Origin of the sequence: Dactylosporangium sp. CA-152071 (assembly GCF_050936335.1) — a bacterium.
Taxonomy (GTDB): Bacteria; Actinomycetota; Actinomycetes; order Mycobacteriales; family Micromonosporaceae; genus Dactylosporangium; species Dactylosporangium maewongense.
This window is the reverse complement of record NZ_JBNJMZ010000001.1, coordinates 2,401,746-2,419,323: the sequence shown is the minus strand read 5'-3', so window position 1 is coordinate 2,419,323 and position 17,578 is coordinate 2,401,746. Positions and strand designations below refer to the sequence as shown.

Annotated in this window: 16 protein-coding genes; 10 read left to right on the top strand and 6 right to left on the bottom strand. The window is 73.3% G+C overall.

What is annotated here, in order from left to right:
- Window positions 1-145: 145 nt before the first annotated feature.
- From ACQEVZ_RS10610 to ACQEVZ_RS10600, 3 genes are all read left to right on the top strand, one after another.
- The gene (locus ACQEVZ_RS10610) at window positions 146-568 is read left to right on the top strand and encodes a hypothetical protein (protein WP_344509509.1); all 423 of its coding nucleotides are present in this window, start codon (window positions 146-148) and stop codon (window positions 566-568) included.
- A 44-nt stretch (window positions 569-612) separates the two neighbouring features.
- Entirely contained in the window at window positions 613-1,017 is a 405-nt protein-coding gene (locus ACQEVZ_RS10605; RefSeq protein ID WP_344509510.1) for a PaaI family thioesterase, read from the top strand.
- A 121-nt stretch (window positions 1,018-1,138) separates the two neighbouring features.
- Window positions 1,139-1,666 (top strand): DinB family protein, encoded by a 528-nt coding sequence (locus ACQEVZ_RS10600; protein ID WP_433364679.1) that lies wholly within the window; start codon window positions 1,139-1,141, stop codon window positions 1,664-1,666.
- 479 nt (window positions 1,667-2,145) lie between these two features.
- Here ACQEVZ_RS10600 and ACQEVZ_RS10595 read toward each other — a convergent pair whose 3' ends face one another.
- The 6 genes from ACQEVZ_RS10595 to ACQEVZ_RS10570 form a co-directional block, all read right to left on the bottom strand.
- Complete coding sequence (locus ACQEVZ_RS10595) at window positions 2,146-3,261, bottom strand: winged helix DNA-binding domain-containing protein (RefSeq protein WP_433364676.1); 1,116 nt, start codon at window positions 3,259-3,261, stop codon at window positions 2,146-2,148.
- 106 nt (window positions 3,262-3,367) lie between these two features.
- Entirely contained in the window at window positions 3,368-4,636 is a 1,269-nt protein-coding gene (locus ACQEVZ_RS10590; protein ID WP_433364673.1) for an acyltransferase family protein, read from the bottom strand.
- Window positions 4,633-4,905: an acyl carrier protein gene (locus ACQEVZ_RS10585; protein WP_344509517.1), complete on the bottom strand. Its 273-nt coding sequence runs from the start codon at window positions 4,903-4,905 to the stop codon at window positions 4,633-4,635. Before ACQEVZ_RS10585 ends, ACQEVZ_RS10590 begins: the two co-directional genes overlap by 4 nt.
- Window positions 4,906-4,910: 5 nt before the next feature.
- Window positions 4,911-5,903 carry a transketolase family protein gene (locus ACQEVZ_RS10580; protein WP_433364670.1) on the bottom strand — a complete coding sequence of 331 codons (993 nt, stop codon included), beginning with the start codon at window positions 5,901-5,903 and terminating at the stop codon, window positions 4,911-4,913.
- Window positions 5,900-6,799, bottom strand: a complete 900-nt coding sequence (locus ACQEVZ_RS10575) for a transketolase (RefSeq protein WP_433364667.1) — start codon at window positions 6,797-6,799, stop codon at window positions 5,900-5,902. The genes ACQEVZ_RS10580 and ACQEVZ_RS10575 overlap by 4 nt, the downstream gene beginning before the upstream one ends.
- Before the next feature lie 38 nt (window positions 6,800-6,837).
- Window positions 6,838-8,178, bottom strand: coding sequence for a DegT/DnrJ/EryC1/StrS family aminotransferase (locus tag ACQEVZ_RS10570; protein WP_433364664.1), 1,341 nt, complete (start codon window positions 8,176-8,178; stop codon window positions 6,838-6,840).
- 372 nt (window positions 8,179-8,550) lie between these two features.
- On the opposite strand from ACQEVZ_RS10570, the gene lysW reads away from it, so the two are divergent.
- The 7 genes from lysW to ACQEVZ_RS10535 all read left to right on the top strand — a co-directional run bounded on the left by lysW (window position 8,551) and on the right by ACQEVZ_RS10535 (window position 17,577).
- On the top strand, window positions 8,551-8,730 hold the full coding sequence (gene lysW, locus ACQEVZ_RS10565; protein WP_344509524.1) for a lysine biosynthesis protein LysW: 180 nt from the start codon (window positions 8,551-8,553) through the stop codon (window positions 8,728-8,730).
- Window positions 8,731-8,828: 98 nt separating this feature from the next.
- Window positions 8,829-9,809, top strand: a complete 981-nt coding sequence (gene argC / locus ACQEVZ_RS10560; RefSeq protein WP_344509526.1) for an N-acetyl-gamma-glutamyl-phosphate reductase — start codon at window positions 8,829-8,831, stop codon at window positions 9,807-9,809.
- A gap of 62 nt (window positions 9,810-9,871) precedes the next feature.
- Complete coding sequence (gene argB, locus ACQEVZ_RS10555; protein ID WP_433364659.1) at window positions 9,872-10,735, top strand: acetylglutamate kinase; 864 nt, start codon at window positions 9,872-9,874, stop codon at window positions 10,733-10,735.
- On the top strand, window positions 10,732-11,847 hold the full coding sequence (locus ACQEVZ_RS10550; protein ID WP_433364656.1) for a M20/M25/M40 family metallo-hydrolase: 1,116 nt from the start codon (window positions 10,732-10,734) through the stop codon (window positions 11,845-11,847). The genes argB and ACQEVZ_RS10550 overlap by 4 nt, the downstream gene beginning before the upstream one ends.
- Window positions 11,844-12,668 (top strand): SDR family oxidoreductase, encoded by an 825-nt coding sequence (locus ACQEVZ_RS10545; RefSeq protein WP_433364654.1) that lies wholly within the window; start codon window positions 11,844-11,846, stop codon window positions 12,666-12,668. Before ACQEVZ_RS10550 ends, ACQEVZ_RS10545 begins: the two co-directional genes overlap by 4 nt.
- A gap of 47 nt (window positions 12,669-12,715) precedes the next feature.
- Window positions 12,716-17,248, top strand: coding sequence for an amino acid adenylation domain-containing protein (locus ACQEVZ_RS10540; RefSeq protein ID WP_433364651.1), 4,533 nt, complete (start codon window positions 12,716-12,718; stop codon window positions 17,246-17,248).
- A 104-nt stretch (window positions 17,249-17,352) separates the two neighbouring features.
- Window positions 17,353-17,577, top strand: a complete 225-nt coding sequence (locus ACQEVZ_RS10535) for an MbtH family protein (protein WP_344509536.1) — start codon at window positions 17,353-17,355, stop codon at window positions 17,575-17,577.
- The last annotated feature ends 1 nt before the right edge of the window (window position 17,578 follow it).

Genomic DNA, 17,578 nt, shown 5'->3' with positions numbered 1-17,578 from the left:
CGACCGCAGTATAGTATCGACAGGATCGCTGTGCCACTCGACATGCACCATTCCCTCGGCTCGCCCCGAGGTATTGCAAAGAATAAGGCGGACCACCATGGAATCCGATCAGGAGTACGTTGAAACGCACTACACAGTCAAGATCGTGGCCGAGAGCCCGGACGGCGACAAGCAGCCCGCCACCATCACGGCGCGGGTCCGGATCAACCAGAATCTCGAGGCGCAGGTCGTCGAGCTGTCGGTGATGGCGCCCGAAGGTGGGGCACTGCCGGTCAACGCCGCCCGTTCGATCGACTTCGACATGCTCGCCCGCTCGCTCAGCAGTGCCGTCGCCGCGACCGTGCTCAACGGCGCGACGCCGCCCGAGCCGGAGGAGCGGCAGGCCCGCCGCGCCAAGCCCGACCGGCCGTACCGGCGCATGCCCGACGCCGAGCTGGTCGCCGCGGAGCTGCGCCGCACCGGCAGCGTGGGGCAGCTCGCCCGGCACTTCGACGTCCCCCGCTACACGGCCCAGGCCTGGGTGGACCGGCTGCGGCGCAACGGGCAGCTCGAGTTCTTCGACAGCTGACTGTCGACTCTGCAGACTCCGGCGGACACTGGGATACTCGAGTCATGACCGTGGACAAGCTTTCGCTTTCGCAGCGACTCGGACCCTATGTCGAGCACCTCGGCCTGCAGTTCGAGGAGGTTGGCCCCGACCAGGTGGTCGCCGCCTGGTCGGCCCGCGGCGACCTGCTGCAGCCGCACGGCATCCTGCACGGCGGGGTGCACTGCGCGGTGGTCGAGTCCGTCGCGAGCGTGGCCGCCGACCGGTGGCTCGGCGACAAGGGCACCGTGGTCGGGGTCAGCAACACCACCGACTTCTTCGCGCCGGTCACCGCGGCCAACGGCCGGCTCACCTCGACGGCGGTGCCCATCCACCGCGGCGCCACGCAGCAGGTCTGGGCGGTGGAGACGGTCGACGCGGCCGGCGGGCTCGTCGCCCGGGGGCAGGTCAGGCTGCAGAATCTGCGCTGATCGGCAGGCCTTTCGGCGGGCTTCTCCCGAATGAGGGAACCCGCGCGGAACCCGGTCCGGCGGTCGTGGCGGCGGTCCTACGGTGCAGGCATCACCGCAACGACCGACGGGAGTCCGCCGCATGGACTGGCGCGCAGAGGTGCTCGACCAGCTCGACCTCTACTGGGAGCACAACCTGACGCCCGCGCTGACCGGCCTCACCGACGACGAGTACTTCTGGGAGCCGGTCAAGGACTGCTGGTCCGTCCGGACCGCGGCCGACGGCCGAGCCACGCTCGACGGCGGGCACGAGACCCCGGAGCCGCCGCCGGTGACGACGATCGCCTGGCGGATGACACACGTCTCGCTGCATGTACTGGGGCTCCGCACCAGCGCGCACTTCGGCGACGGCTCGCTGACGATGGCGACCGCGGAGCTGCCGGTGACCGCGGACGCTGCCGTCGCCGCGCTGGAGGGGCACTACCGTGACTGGCGCGACGCGGTGAGCGCGCTGGACGAGGCGGCCCTGGAGCGCCCGATCGGCGAGTCGGAGGGCCCCTGGGCCGACCGCCCGATGGCGACGCTGATGCTGCACGTCAACCGCGAGGTCATGCACCACGGCGCGGAGATCGCACTGCTGCGCGACCTCTACCGCACCCACTTCGCCTGACCCGTCCTCCGACCACCACCCCGGCACGGCGACCAGCAGTCCTCACCGCCACCTGACGACCGGACCGTGCCCCGGATTCTCCACGTGCGACACCGCCCGTGCACATGAGAGCCGCCAGCCGCGCTGCGACCCCTCCACTCTCGTGTGATCGAAGTACGCTCCGGGCCGTTCGGATGGCCAGTTCTGTCCTTGGATCACGGGTGGTGGGGCGGCGGGGTTGGACAGGCGGTGCCGGGTGCCGGGTGCCAGGTGCCGGTCCGGTGCCGGGCGGTGGCCGGTGCCTGGGGAGTGGGTCGCTGTTCCGTGGGCGCGCAAGGGCGGGGTTCGGGTCGCTATGACTGCTGTGGTGCTCGACTGTCCGTGATCGAAGGACGTTCCGGGCCGTCCGGACAACCAGATCCGTCCTTCGATCACCCGCGGCCGATCACCCGCGGCCGAGCGCCGAGCGCCGAGTGCGGGCGGCGGTGGCGGTCCGGGGGTCAGACGACGCGGACTGTCAGGCCGCTGACGCCGTTGGCCTTGCCCACGTGGGTGGCCTCCTTCTGGAGGTCCTTCTCGGGCAGGACGGCGCCGTCGAACGGGGTCACCACGAGGTCCTTGCCCTCGATCTCCCAGACTGCCTCGATCCGGCCGTCGACGACGACGATGGGGGAGATCCAGCCGGCGGTGCGGCTCACCTTGCTGCGGTGCTTGGCGTCCAGCAGCACGTCGTCCTTGGTGCCGGGGCCGAGGATGTACTGGTCGAAGTGGCCGAGCAGCTTGACGCCCTTGCAGTCGGCGGAGCCGGCGAGGTCGTCGGCGTGCTCGGTCAGGATCATCGCCTTGCGGCCCTCGACGTCGACCTCGGTGAGCTTGTCGCCCATGTCGGCGAACCACTTGCGCAGCTTCGGCTTGCTGGTGCTGTTGAGCGTCAGCCATCGGTCGAACGTGTCGGGGCTGGCCGGGCCGTACGCGCCGAGATACGCCTCGATCGCGATCGGGGCCGCCTCGTCGGGCTCGGGGACGCCCTTCCAGTCCTTGCCGAACTTCTTCGCCGGCGACGTGAACGTGATCTTGTTGCCCTGGTTGGGGCCGTGGCAGAGGGCGCCGCGCCAGGCGAGGGGCTTGAGCACCGAGCCCCACCCGGAGCGCAGCCGCTCCTCCATGCTCGCGAAGCGCTTGTCGGCGATGAGCTTCGTGACCAGCTGGTCGCGGGTGAGCTCCGCGCCGCCCTCGAGGATCTGCGACACCTCGTCGGTCAGCTCGTCCACCTGCTTGGGGCTGACGCCGGACGCCTTCGTCCAGGACGGCTTGAGCCAGCTGCCCGCGGCGGCCATGAGCGACAGGAAGGCGCCGGCGTCCTGCGGGCGCAGCAGGTGCAGCGTGCCGCGCATCGCCCAGGTCTTCAGCAGCGTCAGGTCGGCGACGTCCCGGTCGACGGCATCGCCGTCGGGTGTCGTCTGCCGCAAGGCGACGGCCAGCTCGGCGGCGCTCCACACCTGCGCCTGCACACCACACAGCCTGCCGACGATCTCGCTCGCGCTGGCCTTCGTGCGCGGGTGCACGAACTGCCGCTTCATCCGCCAGGTCGCGACCTGTTTCCAGGTGACGTTCACGGTGCCCCCTCTGCAGTCAGAAATCACCCTACCCCGGGCAGAAAGACACTGCACGAAAGGCGACAAGGCTCCCACCCGCCCGGGTGGGAGCCTTGGTCGAGGAATCTCAGCCCCGGTCCGCCTGTGCGGCCTCCAGGGTGTCGCGTTTCGCCTTCGGCCGGCTCCAGCGCCGCATGATCGGGCGTTCGACGAGCGTGTAGAGCAGCCACGCGAGCACGAGGCTCGTGACGATCGTCAGCCCCGAGTAGGTCAGCACGGTGCCCCACGTGGTGGGTGCGTCGGCCGGGTTCGCGCCCCACGTGGGGGAGTGCCTGCCGATCCAGCCGTAGACGACCACCAGCCAGTGCACCAGGTACAGGGCGAAGGAGATCTCCCCCAGGAACACCATGGTGCGGCTGCCGAACGAGCTGCCGCGGCCGTCGATGTCGCGGGTGGCGACGGCGCCGACGAGGAACGCGAGCGGCAGCGCGGAGACGGCGACGAAGCCCAGGATCGGCGGCGTGGCCCCACCGGCGGCGATGAGCCCGATCGTCGCCACGATGACGGCGACCGGCAGCGGCCAGCGCTTGAGCCAGCGGCCGTTGATGACGATCAGCGCGGTGAAGATGCCCAGCACGAACTCCAGCATCCGCACCGGCGGGAAGAACGTCATGAACCACATGTGCAGCCAGGGCAGCCCGGTGCCGCGGTGGGTCCCGCCGGCGGGCAGCAGCAGCGCCACGAACGGCACGGCGCAGATCGCGGCGAACGTGATCCAGAAGCCGCGCCACAGCCGCTCGGGGCGGACCTTGCGCAGCAGGCTCAGCACGAACGGGAAGGCGAGGTAGAACAGCAGCTCGCAGGACAGCGACCAGGTCGGCGTGTTGGACCACAGGTTGAACAGCAGCTGCTGGTCGGGGATCCAGGCGTGCACCAGGAACAGCGTGGCCAGGGTGTCGCGGGTCGACAGCGCGTGCGCGGCGGTGGCCGCGAGCAGGACCGCCGCGACCAGCGTCACCAGGTGGTTCGGGTAGATCTTGAAGAACCGGCGGCGCCAGAACTGCGGCACGGTGTCGATGTCGCGGGCGACCCACGTCAGCACGAACCCGCTGAGGATGAAGAAGAACGACACCCCGACGGAGCCGAAGCCGTAGAACACGTGGATCACGAAGACCTGGTCCTTGGCGACGAACGGCAGCAGGTTGATGCCGACGTGGCACAGCACGACCAGGAACGCGGCGATGAACCGCAGGCCCGTCAGCGAGTGCAGTTTCGCGCTCGACCGGCCGGGCGCGGGCCGGTCGGCGGCGGGGGACACGGACCGTGGCCCGCCACCTCCGGCCAGGTCCACCTCGGTGCTCGCCTCGGTGGCGAGTCCCGCTCTCGGTCGAATCATCGGGCACCTCCGTCTGAGTCGGTGGCGGGCGTCAGCTCGCCGGCGAGTTCGCGGACCACGGTCGCCTGGTAGAAGTTGCGCACCGGCAGGCGGCGGCCCTGTTCGGCCTCGATCAGGTCGATCACTTCCATTGCCGTCAGCGAGGTGCCGCCGAGGGCGAAGAACTCGTCGTCGGGCGTCACCCCCTTGTCGACCTTCAGCACGCGCTGGAACACGCTCTGCACGTAGCGGATCCGGTCCTCGTCGTGGATCAGGGCCGTCCCGGCCATCGTCATCACCTCGTCTTCCGGTCGGTGTTCTGGGTGTGGTCGAGCAGCCGGCCGGCGGCCTCCACGACCGCGTCGGCGCTCACTCCGTGCGCTTCGAGGGCGTCGCGCTGGCCGGCGACCCGCGCGCCGGGCCGGCCGCGCACGGCGATCCGGCGGATGGGCACGGCGAGCTCGGCGGACACCACCTCGGCGACCGCGTCGCCCGCGCCGCCCTGCGGCCGGTGCTCCTCGACGGTCACCACCCCCGCCCGGCCGCGGCAGCCGGCGAGCAGCCCGTCGCGGTCCAGCGGGTGCAGGGTGTGCAGCTCGAGCACCTCCGCATCGATCCCGTCGCCGGCGAGGAGCGAGGCCGCCTCCAGCGCGAACAGCAACGGCATCGCCCCGGTCGCCACGATCGTCACGTCGGTGCCCTCGCGCAGCGTCCGGGCCCGGCCGAGCCGGAAGTCGGGCGCACTGCCCTGTGGCATCGGCGGCACCGGTGTCGCCGACCGCCCGAGCCGCAGGTACGCGGGGCCGGGCAGCTCGTGCAGCTGCCGGGTGGCGGCGCCGATCTGCCGGCCGTCGCCGGGGACGACGACGGCGAGGTCCGCGAGCGCCCGGGCGACCGCGAGGTCCTCCAAGGCGAAGTGGGTGGTGCCGAAGTGCGCGGCGGACAGCCCGCCGTGCGTGGCGATCACCCGCACGGGCAGCCGGTTGCCGACCACGTCGACCTTGAGGAACTCAGCGGCCCGCATGGTGGCGAACGTGGCCATCGTGTGCACGTAGGGGATGAAGCCGCGGCGGGCGAGCCCGGCGGCGACGGTCATCAGGTTCGCCTCGGCGATCCCGACGTTGATGTAGCGGTCGGGGAACCGCTCCGCGAAGGTGTTCTCCAGGCCGCCGGTGTCGGAGTCCAGGCAGATGACCCGGGGGTCCTCGGCGGCGAGGTCGATCAGCGTGTCGCGGTACGCCGCGCGGGGATCCGGGCCGAGCTCCACCTCGGCGATCGTCTGCGTCACGACGGCTCCCCCTTCGCCGCCCGGGCGAGGGCCGCGAGGGCGCGCTGCACCAGGGCGGGCTTGAGCTTGGCGTAGTGCCCGGCGACCTTGCGCTCCAGGAACGGCACGCCGCGGCCCTTCACGGTCGTGGCGATCACCATGACCGGGCCGTCCGGCGACGGTTGCAGCGCCTCGTGCAGCGCCGCCAGGTCGTGCCCATCGACGGTGCGCACCTGCCAGCCGAACGCGGCGAACTTCGCGTCGAGCGGCTCGAGCGCGACGCAGCCCTCGGTGCCGCCGGTGATCTGCAGCCCGTTGCGGTCCACGGCCGCGACCAGGTTGGGCAGCTTGCGGTGGCCGGCCAGCAGCGCGGCCTCCCAGACGCTGCCCTCCTGCAGCTCGCCGTCGCCGAGGACGGTGTAGACCCGCCGGTCGCCGCCGTGCAGCAGCTCGGCGAGCGCGAGGCCGATCGACAGGCCGAGCCCGTGGCCGAGCGAGCCGGTGGCGAACTCGACGCCGGGCAGGTCGTGCGCGGGATGGCCGAAGAGCCTGCTGCCGGGCTGGGCGTAGCTGTCGAGCTCGTCGGCGGGGAGCCGGCCGAGCTGGACCAGTGCGCTGTAGAGCGCCGGCGCGGCGTGGCCCTTGCTGAGCACGAACGCGTCGCCGGGGCGCAGCAGCCGCGCGTGCAGCACGGCCATCAGGTCGGCGCAGGACAGGCTGCCGCCGGCGTGCGCGCCCTCGGGCCCGCCCGCCATCCGGATGACGTCCTGCCGGATCTGGTGCGCCATCGCCGCGACGGACGCCTCGTCAAAAGCCCCGTCAAGGGCGCTGTCAACAGCGCCGTCAACAGCGCCGTCAGAAGCGCCGTCCTGAACGGCGGGGGAGTGCGGCGGGCCGGTCGTGGTCGGCGCGGCCATGTCTGGCTCCCTTCGGTGGGTGTGAATGTGTGCGTGGGTCAGCCCTTGCGGAGCGCGTCGCGCCAGCCGGGCGCGGGGCGCGAGCGGGCCATCTGGCGGATCAGGTCGAGGTGCCGCCACACCTTCTCGAAGGCGTCGGCGTAGCCGGCCAGCAGCGGCCCGGCCGCCGGATCGAGGTGGCGGCGTTGCAGGCACAGGGATCCGTCCACGACCGCGGCGGTCACGGGGAAGCGCTCGGCCACCCAGTCGAGGGCGTCGGCCTCGGTCATGCCGGCGGGGCGGAACGCGGGGTGCGCGGGCAGCGGCGCGACCTGGTACTGGGAGACCGGCACGCCCTCGGCGCGCAGCGCCCGGTGCAGGGCGGCACGCAGCCCGGTGCGGTGCTCCGGCCCGAGGCCGAGCGCCTCCGGCTGCGGCATCAGGCGCAGGATGTGCCAGGCGTGCGTGCGGCCGGCGGGGATCCGCGGCACGCCCAGCCCGGGCAGCTGGGCCAGGCGGTCCAGGAACGCGCGGATGCCCGGCTCGCGCCGGCGGGCGTTGTCGTCGAAGCGGGCCAGTTGCGAGTGGGTGAATGCCGCCGCCACGGGTGCCATCCGGGCATTGAAGGCGGCGTGGTGGCTGATGTACGTGCGAGCCCCGACCGGCGCCCGCTCGCCGAAGTTGCGCAGGCTGACGAGCCGCTCGTGCAGCTCGTCGTCGTCGGTGGTGATGAGCCCGCCCTCGCCGCACGTCGGCAGGTTCTTGTGCGGGTGCAGGCTGAAGCAGCCGGCCGTGCCGAGCGCGCCGGCCCGGCGGCCCTCCAGCCGCGCGCCGTGGGCCTGCGCGGCGTCCTCGACGACCGGCACGTCCAGCCGCTCGGCGAGGCGGCGCAGCGCCGGCATGTCCGCGGGCAGCCCGTGCAGGTGGACGGGCAGCAGCGCCGCGGTGCGGGGACCGGTGGCCGCGGCGGCCGAGCGGGGGTCCAGGTTGTAGGTGCCGGGCTCGATGTCGCCGAACACGGCCGTGCCGCCTGCCGCGTGCACGGCGTGGGCGGTCGCGTTCATCGTCAGGGCCGGCACGACCACCTCGTCGCCGGGGCCGATCCCGCAGCCGCGCAGCGCGAGGTGCAGCGCGACGGTGCCGGAGGCGACGGCGACGCAGTGCCGCGTGCCGGTGGCCTCCGCCCACGCCGCCTCGAGGCGGCCGATCTCGGGCTCGCCGGGCGACGCGGCGTTCAGCGGACCGTCGCGCAGCACGCGGAGGACGGCCCGCTCGTCGTCCGCGGTGACGACCGGCCAGGTGCCGCCGCCGCTGTCCTTCGGCACGGTGCGGTCCCCGCCGAGCAGGGCCAGCTCCGCGGTTCGCAAGGTGCGGGTGGCGGTGTGGGTGGTCTCGGCCATGAACAGGCACCTCCGGACGGTGTGCTCGTCGGGTCGCCGCTCGGGAGGACACGCACGGAGCAGTCTTTGTTGCAGACTATTCGTCGCCTCATCATGCAGAGTCTGCAACAGTGTCGAGGGCCAGCATCACCCTGCACGCCGCGATCCGCAACTCGATCATCGGCGCCTGTCCGAAGTCCTGTTTGGCAAAACCCGATGTGGGAAAGGGTCAAAGAGTCGTCGACGTGGATACTCGAGCGATTTGCCGTGACCTGCGGGATGTCGCCTCGGTGTTGCTTCCAAGTCGTCTCTCGGGATGTGCGACCGTGAAGCATGTGTTAGCTTCTGCAGTGTTGGCCAAACAGTAGTCATACAATCTGCAGGAGGCAACTAATGACTGTTGCAACGACCGTGCAGTGCCCGCAGTGCGGTGGCGCGGTGGACGTCTCCGACGAACTCATGGTTGCCGAGATCGTGATCTGCCAGCACTGCTCCAGCGAGCTCGAGGTGGTCACGACCGACCCGGTCGTGCTGGCGCTCGCGCCCGAGGTGGAAGAGGACTGGGGCGAGTAGCCGCCCGCTCGCCGGAGTGGTGGGTGCCTGAGGCGGGTCCCACCCTACGGCGGGCACCGTACACGCGACAAAGACTGCAGACGGAAAGGGGCGGCAGGGTGAAGGTGAGCGTCGTCGGCGCGGCCGGCTACACGGGTGGGGAGCTGCTCCGGCTGGTGCACGCGCACCCGGAACTGGACCTGGTGCAGGCAGTCTCCCGCCGGCACGCCGGCCGGCCGGTCGCGGAGGTGCACCCCAACCTGCACCATCTCGGCCTGACGTTCCACCCGCCGCAGGAGCTGGCCCCGGTCGACACCGCCTTCCTGGCGCTGCCCTCGGGAGCCTCGGCGGAGCTGGAGGCCGGCGTCGCCGAGCTGGCCGGCACGATCGTCGACCTGAGCCCGGACTTCCGGGCCGGCGCCAGCTCCGCGTCCGGCGACGTCTACCGGACCGGGCTGCCCGAGCTGTACGCCGACGAGCTGCCCGGCGCCGAGCGGATCAGCGTGCCCGGCTGCATGGCGACCGCCGCGATCCTCGCCCTGGCACCGCTGAGCAAGGCGGGCCTGGTCGCCGGTGACGTGGTGGTCGACGCGCGGACCGGCTCGTCCGGCTCCGGCGCCGAACCGGGCCCGTCGTCGCATCACGCGGAGCGCGGCAACGCGTTCAGAGTCTACAAACCCGCCGGGCACCGGCACGAGAAGGAGATCGCGGCGCACGCCAAGGTCCGGGCCCGCATGACCGTGACGGCCGTGCCGTCGGTCCGCGGCGCGCAGGTCGTCTGCCACGTCACGCCGCCGGAGCCGGTCGAGCGCCGGGACGTGCTGCGGGTGCTGCAGCGGGAGTACCGCGACCGCCCGTTCGTCCGGGTGGTGGCCCGCAGCCGCGGGGTGCACCGGCTGCCGGACCCGCAGTTCCTGTCCGGCACCAACTTCGTCGACGTCGGCTGCGCGGTCGACGAGGACGGCGGCCGGATCGTCGTGGTCGCCGCCCTGGACAACCTGGTCAAGGGCGCCGCCGGCGGCGGCGTGCAGAGCCTGAACGTGGCGCGCGGCCTGCCGGAGGACGCCGGCCTGGAGTTCCCGGGCCTGCACCCGGCCTGATCCGGCACGGCACACGAAGCGCAGGGCAAGCGCAGGGCAAGCACAGAGGAGGTGAGCGGGGCATGGCACAGGATGCCGGACACACCCCCGGCGGGGTCATCGTGGTCAAGATCGGCGGCGGCTCCGACCCGGGACCGTTGCTCGACGAGGTCGCGGAGCTGGCCGCGGCCGGCACGCCCACCGTGCTGGTGCACGGCGGCGGCGCCGTAGCCGACCAGCTCGCCGACGAGCTCGGCATCGAACGCGAGGTCATCAGGTCACCCGACGGCACCCAGAGCCGGCGCACCGACCGCACCATGCTCTCGATCATCACCATGGCGCTGCTCGGGCGGGTCAAGCCCGAGCTGGTCAGCGGGCTGCGGGCACGCGGCGCGCGGGCGGTGGGCCTGAGCGGGGCGGACGGCGGGCTGGCGACCGCGTCCCGCAAGCCGGCCATCCGGTCGATCAAGGCCGGAAAGACCGTGCTGATCCGCGACGACCAGTCGGGGCGGATCGAGCACGTCGACCCCGCACCCGTGCGCGCGGTGCTGGAGCGCGGCGACGTCCCCGTGGTGTCCCCGCCGGCCAGCGACGCCGACGGCAATCTGCTCAACGTCGACGCCGACGAGATGGCGGCCCGGCTCGCGGTGGCGCTCGACGCCGACGCGCTGGTCCTGCTCACCGACGTCTCCGGGGTGTACGCCGACCCGGAAGACCCGGGCAGCAGGATCGCCGAGGTCGGCCCGCAGCACCTCGACGGCGACACCGTCCGCGGGCGGATGCGGCACAAGGTGCGGGCCGGGCTGCGCGCCAGCCTGACCGTCGCGCGCGTCGTCATCGGCGCCGCCGGGCAGCACCGGCCGATCCGCCAGGCCCTCGCCGGCGGCGGCAGCTCCCTGCGCGAAGCCGGCGGCGGCAACGTCCTGCGCGAAGGCAGCGCCGCATGACCGCCGGCTGGGCCGTGCGCCGCACCCGCCCCGGAGTCCTGCGCGAGGACTACCCGGCGTGGCTGCTGCGCGCCGCGCTGAGCATCCCGTCGGTGTCCGGGCAGGAGCTGCCGCTCGCGGGCTTCCTGGCGGAGCAGATGGACACGCTCGGCTTCGACGCGCACGTCGACGAGGTCGGCAACGTCCACGGCGTCATCGGCCCCGCCGACGCCCCGACCGTGATGCTGCTCGGGCACATCGACACCGTCCCCGGGCAGGTCCCGGTCTGTCAGGTCGGCGACCTGCTGTACGGGCGCGGCTCGGTGGACGCCAAGGGCGCCTTCGTCACGATGATCTGCGCCGCCGCGCGCAGCCGGGACGTGCGGGTGCACGCCGTCGGCGCGGTCGGCGAGGAGGTCGCCGGCTCGCGGGGGGCACGGCACGTGATGGAGACCGTCCCGCGCCCGGACGCCGTGGTCATCGGCGAGCCGAGCGGCTGGGACGGGGTCTGCCTGGGCTACAAGGGGCGCATCGGCCTCGGGTACGAGATGCACCAGCCGCCGCTGCACACCAGCAGCCCGGAGCCGACCGCGGTGGAGCGCGCCGCCCGCTGGGCCGGTGACGTGCAGGACTACCTGCGCGGGCTGTCGCCGGACCCCGATCCGGACCCGGTCGCGTTCGGCGTCGCCGCCGGCACGCTCATCCGCCTGTGCGGTGACCTCGCCGACGCCGAGGCGTTCCTGACCTGCCGCGTGCCGCCGGGCTTCGACTTCGCCGCCCTGGAGCGCTTCGCCCGCAGCCGCACGCACAGCCGGATCTGGGTCGACGAGCGGGTGCCCGGGGTGACCCGCACCCGGTCCGACCCGGTGGTGAGCCAGCTGCGCGCCGCGATCGCCGCGCAGGGCGCCCGGCCGACGTTCAAGCGCAAGGCCGGCACCTCCGACATGAACACCCTCGACCCGTGGGGCGTGCCGATGGCCGCCTACGGCCCGGGTGACGCGCACCTGGACCACACCACCGACGAGCACATCCCGATCAGCGAGCTGTACCGCGCGATCGACGTCCTGGCGCTCGCCCTGCCCCGGCTCGGCCGCCAGCTGGCCACGAGAACGCCCGAACTTCTGGAGGCATGATGCTGCTCGACGGGAACGTCGCCATGATCACCGGCGCGGCCCGTGCGTTGGGCCGTTCCCACGCGCTGACCTTCGCCCGGGAGGGCGCCGACCTCATCCTGGTCGACCACTGCGACCCGCAGGCCGGCCCGTACGAGATGTCCGGCCGCCGCGACCTGGAGGAGACCGCCGACAAGTGCCGCCGCTCCGGCAGCCGGGTGCTGACCGGCGTCGCCGACGTGCGCGACCAGGCCGGCGTGGACAAGGTCGTCGACGAGGCCATGGAGGAGTTCGGTCAGATCGACGTGCTGCTCAACAACGCCGGTGTGCTGGGTCCCGGCGGTGTACGGGCGCACGAGCTGACCGAGGAGCAGTGGCAGCTGTCCCTGGACGTGAACCTCAGCGGCACGTGGCGCTGCTGCCGGGCGGTGCTGCCGCACATGGTGGAGCGCGGCGGCGGACGGATCGTGAACACGGCGTCGACCGGCGGCCGGGTCGCGTTCGAGATGTACGCCAACTACGTCGCGTCCAAGCACGGCGTGGTCGGGCTGACCAAGTCGATCGCCATCGAGTACGGCCGGCACGGGATCCGCGCCAACGCGGTCAGCCCCAGCACGGTCGCCGACGACGCGGCGCTCGGCACCCGCAGCACCCGCGCGGTCGCCGAGTCGCTGGGCTCGGGCCTGGACGACTACGAGCGCCAGTCGGCGTCGCTGCACGCGCTCGGCCGCCTGGTGACCGCTTCGGAGGTGTCGGCTGCCTGCCTGTGGCTGGCGAGCCCCGACTCCGGCGGCGTCACCGGCACCGAACTGGTGGTCGACGGCGGCTTCACGGCCCGCTGACGTCCGACGTCCCTGAACGGAACCAGACGGACAAGGAGTTGCCTGCCATGGACCAGCAGACCGACGTGCAGACGCGGCCGGACGCCACCCCGGACGCCGCACCGGCCGACCTCGCCGCGCTGCGGTCGCGGCTGGCCGCGCTGCCCGCGCAGAAGCGGCGGCTGGTGGAGCGGATGCTGGCCCGGCAGGGCACCGACCTCGGCATCACCCGCCGCGCCGCCGGCTCAGACGAGGCGCCGTGCTCCTTCGAGCAGGAGCGGCTGTGGTTCATGTACGAGCTGCTCACCCGCCGCGAGATCTTCCACGTCCCGGTCGCGCTGCGGGTCGACGGCGACCTGCGCCCCGAGGCGCTGCGGGCGGCGCTGCAGCAGCTGGCCCTGCGGCACGAGTCGCTGCGCACGGTCTTCCGGCAGCGCGACGGCAAGCCCTACCAGCTGGTCCTGGACCGCATGACGCTGCCGCTGGACGAGGTCGACTGCACGGGCGAGGACGACCCGGCCGGCACCGCCCGGCGGCTCGCCTCCGGCCTGGTCGTGGAGGACTTCGACCTCGCCGAGGGGCCGCTGGTGCGGTGCACCCTGTACAAGATCGACGACAGCACCCACCTGCTGGCCCTGGTGCAGCACCACATCGTGTCGGACAACTGGTCGCTGGGCATCCTGCTGGACGACCTGGGCCGGCTCTACGCCCGCGAGTGCGGCGTGCCGGTGGAGCTCGCCCCGCTCGACGTGCACTACCCCGACTTCGCCGAGTGGCAGCGGGCCACCGTGGACGGTGCCTCGATGCAGCGCCTGCTGGAGCACTGGCGGGAGCGGCTCGACGGCGCCCCCGACGCCCTCGACCTGCCCACCGACCGGCCCCGCCCGGCGATCCGCGGCAGCCAGGGCCAGTTCCAGCACGTGCGCTTCGGCGCCGACCTCGTCCAGGGCCTGCGCGACCTGGCAAAGAAGCACGACACCACGCTGCTCGGCGCGTTCCTCGCCGGCTACATCGCGTTCCTGTCCCGGCTGGTGCGCACCGAGTCCCTCGTCGTCGGCGTGCCGGTCGCCGGCCGCCCCCGCGCCGAGACCCAGCGGATGATCGGCTACTTCCTCAACTGGCTGCCGATCCACGTCCAGGTCGGCGACCGGCCGGACCTGCACACCCTGGTGCGCCGCACCGGCGTGGCGCTGGGCGAGGCGCTCGGCCACCAGGAGATCCCGTTCGACATGCTCGTCCGGGAGCTGCAGACGTCGCGCCGCCCCGGCGTGACCCCGATCTTCCAGACCTCGTTCTCGCTGCGCGACGGCGCGCCGACCCCGCCGAGGATGCCCGGCGTCGAGGTGTCCTTCGCCGAGCTCGACGGCGGCGCGACGCACTACGACCTGATGGCCGAGCTGTGGTGCGAGGGCGACGAGGTCGTCGGCTACCTGCCCTTCGACGACGAGCTGCTCGACGCCTCGACGGTCGCGCGCTGGGCCCGCTGGCTGGAGACAATGCTGCGGGCCGGCCTGGCGAACCCGGACGTCCCGGTCGCCGACCTGGAGATCCTCGCCGACGGCGAGCCGGCCGTCATCCCGGCGAAGGGGCTCACCGCCGCTCCCTCGCAGCAGACCCTGCACGGCGCGTTCGCCGCCCAGGCCGCGGCGCGGACCGGCGCGGTCGCCGTCGCCGACGACCAGGACCGGCTGACCTACGCGGAGCTGGCCGGCCGGGCCAACCGGATCGCGGCCGCCCTGCGCGAGCGCGGCGAGGGGCCGGGCAGCATCGTCGGCCTCGTCCTCGACCGGAGCGTGGACCTGCCCGCCGCCGTCCTCGGCGTGCTCCAGGCGGGTGCGGCGTACCTGCCGATCGACCCGGACAACCCCGCCGACCGCACCGCCGACCAGTTCGCCGAGTGCCGGGTGAGCACCGTCCTCGTCACGCCCGCGACCGGCAAGGCGCCCGCGCTCGGCGACGACGGGCCACGCACCCTCGTGCTGGACTGGGCCGAGCTTCCCGAGGCGCCCGAGCCGGTCACCGTCGACGTGCCCGCGAGCGCGCCCGCGTACGTGATCTACACGTCCGGCTCCACCGGCAAGCCCAAGGGCGTCCTCGTCGCGCACGAGCACGTGCTGCGGCTGCTGTCCGCCTGCGACGAGCACATGCGCTTCGGACCGGACGACGTGTGGACGCTGTTCCACTCCTATGCGTTCGACTTCTCCGTCTGGGAGCTGTGGGGTGCGCTGCTGCACGGCGGCCGGCTGCTCGTCGTGCCGCAGTGGGCGACCCGCGCCCCGGACGTGTTCGCCGAGCTGGTGCAGACCGAGGGCGTCACCGTGCTGAGCCAGACGCCGTCCGCGTTCGGCCAGGTGAGCGCCGCGCTGCTGGAGCGCGGCGGTGAAACCGCCCTGCGGTACGTCGTGTTCGGCGGCGAGGCGCTCAACCACGCCGCGCTGCGCCCCTGGGTCGCCGCGCACGGCGACGCCCAGCCCGAGCTCATCAACATGTACGGCATCACCGAGACCACCGTGCACGTCACCTACCGGCGGGTGCGGGAGGCGGACCTGTCCGAGACCGCGTCGCTGATCGGCCCGCCGCTGCCGGACCTGTCGCTGTACCTCCTCGACGGCTCGCTGCACCCGGTCGGCCCCGGCGTCCCCGGCGAGATCTTCGTCGGCGGCGACGGCGTCACCCACGGTTACGTCGCCAACCCGGCACTGACCGCACAGCGCATGCTGCCCGACCCGTTCAGCGGGCGGTCCGGCGCCCGGATGTACCGCAGCGGCGACCTCGCCGTGCACCGCGACGACGGCGAGCTGCTGTACCTCGGCCGCGGCGACGACCAGGTGAAGGTGCGCGGCCACCGGATCGAGCTCGGCGAGGTGCAGGCCGCCCTGGCCGCCCTCGACGACGTCGCCCGGGCCGCAGTCGTCCTCGAACGCGACCGGGTCGGCGCCGCCACCCTCGCCGGGTACGTCGTGCCCGCCGGCGAGGCGAGCCCGAGCGGCTCCGCGATCCGCCGCGCGCTGCTGCGGACCCTGCCGGAGTGGATGGTGCCGGCGACGGTCACCGTGCTGGACGAGCTGCCGCTGACCCGCAACGGCAAGCTCGACCGGCAGGCGCTCGCCGGCCGCCGCGACCAGGGCACGAGCACCGGCCCGCGCGGCGAGACGCCGGCGGACGGGACCGCGAAGGAGCTCGCCGCGATCTGGCAGGACCTGCTCGGCGTGCCCGCGGTGGGCACCGACGACAACTTCTTCGAGCTCGGCGGGCACTCGCTGATGGTGATGCACATGGTCGCCCGGATCCGCACGTCGCTCGGCGTCGACATGCCGATGGAGACCCTGTTCCGCACGCCGCAGCTGCAGCCCCTCGCCGAGGCCGTCGACGAGGTCCGCGCCGGCACCACCGTGGCCCCCGCCGCCGGTGCCGGCGACGACATCGCCACCATGCGCGCCGAGATCGCCGGGCGGGTCGCCGGGATCCCGCGGCAGGGGGAGCGCCCCGCCGCCGACCGCGATGTCGTGCTGCTCACCGGCGCGACCGGGTTCGTCGGCCGGTTCGTCCTCGCCCGGCTGCTCGACGGCGGCGACTGCACGCGGGTCGTCTGCCTGGTGCGCGGCGGGGAGCGCCGCCGCGACGACCTGGTCGACGGGATGACCGCCCTCGGGCTGTGGCGCCCGGAGCACGCCGCCCGGGTGGAGCTCGTCGACGGCGACATCGCCGCGTCGCGGCTCGGGCTGTCCCGCGCCGACCACGACCGGCTCGCCGGCGAGGCGGGGCGCATCGTGCACACCGCCGCGTGGGTCAACCACGTCTACCCGTACGAGCAGCTGGCCGCCGCCAACACACACAGCCTGGCCGGCCTGCTCGAGCTGGCCGCCGCCGGCCGCCGCGCCGCGCTGACCGTGGTGTCGACCAGCTCGGTGTTCGACTCCGCCGGCTACCCGGCCGGCGGGACCGTGCCGCCCGGCCCGCTGCACACGCTGCCGTCGACGGCGAACGGCTACGTGCGGTCCAAGGCGGTCGCCGAGCTGTACCTCGAGCACGCCGCCGAGCTGGACGTGCCCGCCGCGGTGGTGCGGATCCCGAGCGTCTTCGGCGACCAGGAGCGCTTCCAGATCAACGCGGCCGACGCCGTGTGGAGCTGGTCGCGGGCGATGATCGAGACCGGTCAGCACCCGGAGAGCTTCGCCCTGGAGGGCAACGAGCTCTTCCAGGCGCTGCCCGCCGACGCCGCCGCGGAGGCGGTGCTGCTGGCCGGCGACGGCCACGTCACGGCGGGCGCCCGCTATGTCGACGCCGTCCCCGCGACCGTCGGCAGCACCCGAGACCTGGTGGACGCGATCCGCGCCGCCGGACACGAGCTGCGGTCCTGCCCGGACCGCGAATGGTACGAGCGGGTGGCGGGCCTGGACCCCGAGCGGGTCTGGGTGGCCGGCATCGCCGGCCCGGTCGCCGCCCAGCTGGCGGCGGACCCGTCCGCCGCCGCGCCCCGGACGCTGCGCCGCTGCACCGCCCCTTCCGGTGCGGGTGAGCTGAGCGAGCTGCTGCGGACCCGGGCGCTGCACACCCCGGCGCACCTGGCCGGGTACATCCGGACGCTTGACGCGTCCTGAACTGCCGGCCGGGACCTGTGTCCCGGAACCGGAACACGCAGGAACGGACCGGGAGGATGCCCAGCCCCTGCACGGCCGAAACGGACGAGACCGAAACGATGGGAGTGACAGTGAGCACGGACGAGCGCACGTATCTCGTGGTGCGCAACCACGAGGACCAGTACTCGATCTGGCCCGCCGGGCAGGACGTCCCGGACGGCTGGGCCACCGAGGGCTTCGACGGCCCGAAGGACGACTGCCTCGCGCACATCGCCGAGGTATGGACCGACCTGCGCCCGCTGAGCCTGCGCCGCGCGGTCGTCGCCGAAGGAGGTGTTCACGTTGGCTGAG

Excerpts from the sequence above, each read along its gene's own strand:
- ACQEVZ_RS10600 (WP_433364679.1), top strand. The coding sequence starts at position 1,139 with ATGGACTGGCGCGCAGAGGTGCTCGACCAGCTCGACCTCTACTGGGAG.
- ACQEVZ_RS10575 (WP_433364667.1), bottom strand. The coding sequence starts at position 6,799 with ATGGCCGCGCCGACCACGACCGGCCCGCCGCACTCCCCCGCCGTTCAG.
- argB (WP_433364659.1), top strand. The coding sequence starts at position 9,872 with ATGGCACAGGATGCCGGACACACCCCCGGCGGGGTCATCGTGGTCAAG.
- ACQEVZ_RS10550 (WP_433364656.1), top strand. The coding sequence starts at position 10,732 with ATGACCGCCGGCTGGGCCGTGCGCCGCACCCGCCCCGGAGTCCTGCGC.
- ACQEVZ_RS10605 (WP_344509510.1), top strand. The coding sequence starts at position 613 with ATGACCGTGGACAAGCTTTCGCTTTCGCAGCGACTCGGACCCTATGTC.
- ACQEVZ_RS10545 (WP_433364654.1), top strand. The coding sequence starts at position 11,844 with ATGATGCTGCTCGACGGGAACGTCGCCATGATCACCGGCGCGGCCCGT.
- ACQEVZ_RS10540 (WP_433364651.1), top strand. The coding sequence starts at position 12,716 with ATGGACCAGCAGACCGACGTGCAGACGCGGCCGGACGCCACCCCGGAC.
- lysW (WP_344509524.1), top strand. The coding sequence starts at position 8,551 with ATGACTGTTGCAACGACCGTGCAGTGCCCGCAGTGCGGTGGCGCGGTG.
- ACQEVZ_RS10570 (WP_433364664.1), bottom strand. The coding sequence starts at position 8,178 with ATGGCCGAGACCACCCACACCGCCACCCGCACCTTGCGAACCGCGGAG.
- ACQEVZ_RS10585 (WP_344509517.1), bottom strand. The coding sequence starts at position 4,905 with ATGGCCGGGACGGCCCTGATCCACGACGAGGACCGGATCCGCTACGTG.
- ACQEVZ_RS10590 (WP_433364673.1), bottom strand. The coding sequence starts at position 4,636 with ATGATTCGACCGAGAGCGGGACTCGCCACCGAGGCGAGCACCGAGGTG.